8 protein-coding genes are annotated in these 6,837 nt (G+C 47.2%); 3 read left to right on the top strand and 5 right to left on the bottom strand.

Annotation, left to right across the window (positions count from 1 at the left end; translation table 11 throughout):
- Positions 1 to 68 precede the first annotated feature (68 nt).
- Positions 69 to 1,475: a GTP-binding protein gene (locus tag RMO84_RS12580; RefSeq protein ID WP_310488796.1), complete on the bottom strand. Its 1,407-nt coding sequence runs from the start codon at positions 1,473 to 1,475 to the stop codon at positions 69 to 71.
- 67 nt (positions 1,476 to 1,542) lie between these two features.
- Between RMO84_RS12580 and RMO84_RS12575 the strand changes: the two genes are divergently transcribed.
- The 3 genes from RMO84_RS12575 to ureG all read left to right on the top strand — a co-directional run bounded on the left by RMO84_RS12575 (position 1,543) and on the right by ureG (position 3,713).
- Positions 1,543 to 1,992, top strand: coding sequence for a hypothetical protein (locus tag RMO84_RS12575; RefSeq protein ID WP_310488795.1), 450 nt, complete (start codon positions 1,543 to 1,545; stop codon positions 1,990 to 1,992).
- Between the two features lie 37 nt (positions 1,993 to 2,029).
- Complete coding sequence (locus RMO84_RS12570) at positions 2,030 to 2,944, top strand: hypothetical protein (RefSeq protein WP_310488794.1); 915 nt, start codon at positions 2,030 to 2,032, stop codon at positions 2,942 to 2,944.
- A gap of 163 nt (positions 2,945 to 3,107) precedes the next feature.
- Positions 3,108 to 3,713, top strand: coding sequence for an urease accessory protein UreG (gene ureG, locus RMO84_RS12565; protein WP_310488793.1), 606 nt, complete (start codon positions 3,108 to 3,110; stop codon positions 3,711 to 3,713).
- Between the two features lie 12 nt (positions 3,714 to 3,725).
- On the opposite strand, the gene RMO84_RS12560 is transcribed toward ureG, so the two are convergent.
- From RMO84_RS12560 to RMO84_RS12545, 4 genes are all read right to left on the bottom strand, one after another.
- Positions 3,726 to 3,872: a hypothetical protein gene (locus RMO84_RS12560; RefSeq protein ID WP_310488792.1), complete on the bottom strand. Its 147-nt coding sequence runs from the start codon at positions 3,870 to 3,872 to the stop codon at positions 3,726 to 3,728.
- A gap of 361 nt (positions 3,873 to 4,233) precedes the next feature.
- Positions 4,234 to 4,620: an AbrB family transcriptional regulator gene (locus tag RMO84_RS12555; protein ID WP_310488791.1), complete on the bottom strand. Its 387-nt coding sequence runs from the start codon at positions 4,618 to 4,620 to the stop codon at positions 4,234 to 4,236.
- A 162-nt stretch (positions 4,621 to 4,782) separates the two neighbouring features.
- Positions 4,783 to 5,610, bottom strand: coding sequence for a hypothetical protein (locus RMO84_RS12550; protein ID WP_310488790.1), 828 nt, complete (start codon positions 5,608 to 5,610; stop codon positions 4,783 to 4,785).
- A gap of 430 nt (positions 5,611 to 6,040) precedes the next feature.
- Positions 6,041 to 6,655, bottom strand: a complete 615-nt coding sequence (locus tag RMO84_RS12545) for a flavin prenyltransferase UbiX (RefSeq protein ID WP_310488789.1) — start codon at positions 6,653 to 6,655, stop codon at positions 6,041 to 6,043.
- Positions 6,656 to 6,837 lie beyond the last annotated feature (182 nt).

The following is a 6,837-nucleotide window of genomic DNA, read 5'->3' as shown; positions in this document are numbered from 1 at the left end:
CTTTTTAAGGGGGATTTAGGGGGATTTACCCACTGTAAACGAAGCAATTGGACTTTTCAGACATCCTCTCAGGATGTGGGGCTGTCTGACGGTAAATCTGCTGGAGTTTGATTAGGTTTGACTAATAGCTCATCGCGCAGGCGCGAGATAATTGTTTTGTCATCGATGCGATCGAGGATTTCTTGGATGACGGTATTGGCACCTAATTGACCCCACGTAGAACCTTTAGCCAGATAGATTTGCGCGGCTTTGCCGACTCGATAGGCACCGTAACCAGCAACCGCACCTTGGATGGCACCTGCGCCTAAGTAGCCAGGAATGGCAGCGACATTCAGACTAGAGCCGACTAACAGTGCTGTAGTTTTGCCCACGCCGAAGATGATACCTGTGGCTACTTCACCCAGCAATAAGCTCGCGCTGCTAAAGACAATCCCGTTGAGTAGTTTTACCAGCTCGTATTTAGTCGTCGGCAGATTATATAACTTAGCCAGCGATCGAATCAGCAGTAAATCCACTAAGACACCGCCGAATAGATCGAAAATTGCGATCGGATTTGCGGTAACAGCGATCGCTTTATAGCCCGCAAATTTCCGCACCAGATCGTTGGCTTCGGCTTGCAAATCTGTAAGGGTATTTTTTGCCAAACTCGATTCGGCAGCGCGAGCTTGGACTAAGGCATTAATCGCCAGTAAAGACTTACCTTCGCGGGCTAATAATTCTTGAATTTTGGTGCGGAGCGGTTCGATTTGAGGCGCGGGTTTTTCCCACTCATATTTTTTTGTGCCGTCGGGATACTCGATTCGCACTTGAATGGGGGTCGGATCGGCGGCAACCATGACAACCTCATCTGCGGATAATAACCGCTGCAATAATTCGTCGCTGACACTGTCTTCACTCAAGCTCTGTAACTGCTGATAGATCGTTTGCCGTTCCTGTTCTGGATACAGGTCGGATTTATTAAATACTAGCAATAGCGGCTTGTGAGCTTGCCTCAATTCTCGCAAGGCTTGGTACTCTAGCTGGGTAATATCGCCAGCGATGATAAATAAGATCAAATCGGCCTGATTTACCACTTCGGCAGCCATCGTCGCGCGAGCTTCGCCATCGATTTCATCTAAACCGGGCGTATCGATCAGATCGATTTGAGTCAACCCATCTAGCGACCAGCGTACTTGTCGCGGAAAGCGGGTCACGCCATTGAGTGGCCCCACTTCTAAGATTTTTTCACCGATTAAGGCATTGAGAACTGCTGATTTGCCGCGACTGACTAACCCAAAGACGGCAATGCTATAACTAGTCTGCTCTAGCTTGGTCAACGTGTACGCTAAGGTGTCTAGATCGCTTTGCAAGGTGGGAGAAACTGCGCCCAACTCTAGGTTGGTATATCGAGCTAAACTCTGCTGCAAACTCGCCCTAGCACGATCGATGTCTAATGAAATTGGGGTGGGGTTGATAGCTGTCTCAGGATTGCTCATACTCTAGATACCCGATCGCAGAATTATTCAACAGGCTATCACTAGATTAGCTTACTAGGCGCGACGATTGAAATCTATCGATCGACAACAAATCTGGCTGTCGGCGATCGCCACAATTCTCCGGCGTGGCAATTTGGGTATTCTAGATTATCACTACTCGATCGGCTACAGCAGGAGATTTTTTATGTCTACCATTTTGGGATTAGGATTAATCATTGTTAGTATCTATTTTCTAGGTCAGAACATCATTTTTACAAATCAAAACTATTACGACTGGTGGCATAAAATATCTGCCACCGGATCGGTCTTGTCTATCTTGGCTGGAGTTGGTTCTCTGACCTTCTGGCGGCAGCAAATGGGGCATTTTGGATGGGTTTTGGTCGCGATTGGGATAGTTTTGGTATTCTTAAGTGGTGGTGTTATCTTACGTCCGATGAGCTTGTGGACGTTTTTTGTGGCAATGTTGTCATTTGCCAGTGGCTATCAATTACTTACTGGGGGTAGAATGAGATTCTAAAGTATTATTTAAAAGTTCAGCTAGCTGAGTAGTAGCAATGAAAGGACGAGTTTACCACAGCCTTTGTTTAGTGGCGATCGGGTTATTGACTGCTTGTGGAAAAAATAGCCAGCCGCCAACTGTAGTGGCGACACCCACGGCGACCCCGACACCGATTGCCGCTAACCCAACGCCATCGCCCGTCGCCACACTTCAACCTAGCCCTACACCCGCCACCCCCGCGACACCACTCCCCGTCCAGAAAACCCCAATCGCTTCGCCACCGCCAGGATCGGCCTCAAAACCGACAATTGCCGAGCTACCCAAGTCGCTCTATCCAAATCCGACGCCGATCCCGATTATCGTGCCTTCAGAGCCAACTCAATCTAAAGCCAATTCCAAAACTAAACCGATCGAGAGAATAAAGCTCCCGATCGATACAGCGCGACAAATTACGCCAGTCGGCATTGGTGACGCCAAAATTGGGATGACACTCAAGGAGCTAAAACAAAAAGTCGGCATGCAGGTGCAATTTCCCATCAAAACCAATTTTATTGAAGGCTTCGATGCGATCGCCGTGACCAAAGGTGGCACCGTACAATACTATATTCCCTATCCCACTGGCACCAATTTTACCGATGCCGATCGGATTCAACATTTAATGACTGATAATCCTAACTACCGCACGCAGCAAGGCGTCGGGCCAGGAACGTCGATCGGTCAGGCCGTCTCTGTCTATGGTGATGCCACGCTCTCGATGAGCAAAGACAACGAATCACGAGAGTTTATTAACTTTTCCAAACATCCTAATGGCTTAGCTTTTCGTCCGAAACCAGTGGGCAAGCGGAATTTTGCAGGTGATTATCCCGAAAGTAATGACGATTATCTCAAGACGGAAAAGTACGACAAACAAGCCGCGATCGGTCAAATTACTGTCTCGTGTTCGGAAGAAAAGTGCGATTTAGACCACTAATTAGGGAATGGGGGATAGGGGATAGGGGATAGGGGATAGAGTAGTAGTGTTTAAGTGTAGGTCGTCGATCGACAGAAAGTTTTCAAACAACTTTGTAAGTCTTCAACATAATTGAATCGGTACGATTCTATCCTCTATCCCCTATTCCCTATCCCCTCTCCTTATGAATCCTCTCCGCGTTGGTATTGCTGGGCCTGTTGGTTCTGGTAAAACTGCTTTGCTCGATGGCTTGTGCAAACAATTGCGCGATCGCTATCAGTTGGCGGTCGTGACCAATGATATTTATACCCAAGAAGATGCGCAGTTTCTAGTCAATAGTCAAGCACTGACCGCAGACCGCATCGTCGGTGTCGAAACTGGTGGGTGTCCGCATACGGCTATCCGCGAAGATGCTTCGATGAATATTGCCGCGATCGAACAATTGGAACGAAAATTTACCGATCTAGAGATCGTGTTTCTCGAAAGTGGTGGCGATAACCTTGCGGCTACTTTTAGCCCTGAATTAGTAGACCTGACGATTTACACGATCGACGTTGCTGGGGGCGATAAAATTCCCCGTAAAGGCGGCCCTGGTATCACCAAATCAGATTTATTAGTCATCAACAAAATCGACCTTGCCAGTCATGTTGGTGCCGATCTGGGAATTATGGAACGAGATAGCATCAAAATGCGCGGCGATAAACCGTTTATTTTTACCAATCTCAAAACTGGGCAGGGATTGGCAGAAGTTGTTAACTTTGTAACCACTCGAATCTCACCGCAATCCTAAAGATCGCGTCGATTACCTATGGTAGGCTACGCCAACGATCCGCTTGTAATCTGCAAATAGGCGACCGCTGGGGCAATTTCTGGCGATCGCCGCTTTCGATCTGAGAATGTCAATTATGGTAATTAGCTTGGGCAAGCATTCTGGTTGCTCGATCGGCATTATGTCTAACGACAGATGATGCTAGCGGTTGTGGGTTTCTAACTGCTGGGGACTAGGATGTCCGCTCGCGTTAGTGACAATCCAAATCGCTAAAATATCCGGTCTATCAGTGGTACTAAAGATCTGCGATTTAACCGCAGCCAAGATCGATCGAGTAACGATCTCTTCGTCGATTGCGCCCCGGTGTCCCCACCGAAAAAGTGGTTTTTATCGCTCTCGAACGGGAGATTTAGAGCGATCGGTGGGAGATCTCAACTATAAATGTTCTCAGCGGACTTTTTAAAGATCTGCGATCGACAAAATAGCAGCCGCAACAGTTACGATTCGTGAATCATAACTGTTGCGGCTGCTAGCATTCGAGCTAATTATCTTGAACCAAGTGGATGTGTTTGTAGCCGAGTTTGATACTAAAAGTATCGCCCTCTTTTAAACCCATTTCTTTGGTATAGGCTGCGCCAATCAGCAATTGGCCATTTTTATGAACCGTTGCCTTATAAGTAGCGGTTTTACCGCGATTATCTCTGCTGGTTTCGTCAAGTTTGACTCCTTTAGCTGTGAGAACCGCGTCATAAAATCCCGATAGATCGGTACGGGTAACGCCTGCTTTGGTGGTTTTCACGTAGCCACACTGTGTAGCAGTTTCCCGCTTGGCAAGATGTGAAAGTTCTTTAACTTTTTGCAGCAGAGCTTTCCCAGTAAGTGGCGATGTAGGGATAGTTGTTTCTGCGACGGAATCGACTTTAGGCATAGTTTGATGAGTGGATATGGCGGATACTTTTGACTAGATATACAGTTTACTTCATATATTAGTCATGATGAAGCTAACTTTATCTTAGTATATTATGCACTTAATTATAATTAAAGTTCCAATTAAATTCCAATTTAGTTTGAATTTAACACCGATCGATTGTCAATTTGCTCTAGCAGGAGGCTCCCGATCGTCGAAATCAAATCCCCAATCTTCATCATTTAGATTGCTGGCAGGTGTCGTGCGATCTGGATCTGTCGATCGGACGGAAGATGCGGCTCGATCTAGATCTCGATCGCGAGGAGGATCGTCAAAATTAGCAGCATCCGGCTCATCATCAAATTCAGTTGTTAGCGGCTCTTTATACGGTGGCTGAATCAATCTAAAATCGGCATCATATACTTCGCGACTAGCTGGTTGGCTTTGAGTCTCAAATTTACGGTTAGCAGGCATCCGCTCGTTCTCAACTGTGGAGCGTGTGCTTTGAGTTCTCACTGGGGGCGAATCTTCCCAGTCTAGTTCGCGATTTGGGGGCGGCTCGTCCCAATCATCCCCATCATCCTCAACACTAGCCGGAGCTGAAGATCGGTTGGTAAATCGATCGGTTAAATTCGATCGATAGCTTTTAAATCTACTAGTTTTGGTCGCAGGTGGCGGCGGATCTGTGGCATTGGGATCTGCTGATTTAGCTGAGGATAAATTGTCCGATTCAGTTGGCGAAGTATAACTAAAAAAATCTGTGTCTTGCTGCTGCAATCGCGACTGGAGCTGGCGGACTTGTCGTTTGAGCTGCCGCCTGTCGATCGCAATTAAGAGTTGGATCGTCAGGCTCGATAGCAATCCCAAACCGATGGCGATCGTCAACCAGACCCCAATTGGTAAAGAGATTGTCGGCTGGCTAAAAATAACGATCGAGATCGTGGGTGATAAATTCGATCCCACCACAATCCCTAACAGGATCGGTAAGAATAGGGCAATAAGAATTTTCATAGGCTTTAAACGAGCGAATATCTGTCTATTAGCACCATTTTGAGTACTTGATGCTGGCAGAAACTTCCCCTTAACGTAGCATCTTTCGATCGAATAGATACACTTTCACCAGCGGTATAACCACTTGGATCGATCGCGGCTGCACTCAGACCAATTTAAGAGTCATCGATCGAAAATTAGTAACCATAACTAACGTCAGTTTGGGATATTAGTTGCCTGGAGACTGGAAATCGTTGGCAGTCCCAATATTTTTAACCTGTTGGCGTAGCCTCTCCGTTAGGAGAAACTCACGTTAATTAAGCAAGCGAATACCCAATCGCGATCGACTTTCAACTGGCGATCTTAAAGCCACGATCGATTGCAAACCAGCGCGATCCAAGTCCCTTCACTATTAGGAACCTGCCTTTTGGCAACTTTTAACTTTCTACTTTCAACTCTCTTCCGATTTCCACCGATTGAGCGGGATACAATCGATATCTAGTCGATCTAAAGCTCTGGCAATCACAAAATCGACCAGATCGTCGATCGATTGGGGCTGATGATACCAAGCCGGACAAGCTGGGACGATCGCCGCACCTGCTTCGGCTAGAGTTGTGAGGTTACGCAAGTGAATCAGACTAAAGGGGGTTTCACGGGGCACAATGACCAGCTTGCGGCCTTCTTTGAGTTGAACATCCGCCGCCCGTTCCAGTAAATCGCCGCTCAACCCCGCTGCCAGTTTGCCGACAGTACTCATGCTACAGGGCATAATTATCATTCCTTGCGTTCGATACGAGCCACTGGCAATATTCGCACCGACATCGCCCCAGCGATGACAGCGAAGTTTGCCCGCTGTCGGCACGCCAGCCAACTCTCGCCAAAATTCGGCTTGATCTTCGGGTTCGCTGGGCAATTTAATCTGGTCTTCAGCTTGAAAGACCATATATGTAGATCTCGATGCGACTAGTTCGATGTGATAGTCAGCAGCGAGGAGATATTTGAGCGATCGAATGGCATAAATCAGGCCAGATGCGCCGGTGACGCCGAGAATGAGTGGTTTAGTCAAGACTAGTTGGGAGTTGGGAGTTGGGAGTTGGGAGCATAGATCTAGGGTACCCACGAGTTATCGTAGCAATAGTATCTATGTGTTGGGGCAAGATCTGAATATACCTATTTATACAATCGGTTAAGGGCAATGTCTTGACCAAAACGCACGCTGGGGAAACCTCAGCGCGATTTTGGTCGCTT

It is taken from the genome of Chamaesiphon sp. VAR_69_metabat_338, assembly GCF_031423935.1.
GTDB lineage: Bacteria > Cyanobacteriota > Cyanobacteriia > Cyanobacteriales > Chamaesiphonaceae > Chamaesiphon.
This window is presented reverse-complemented; position numbering and strand designations above follow the sequence as displayed.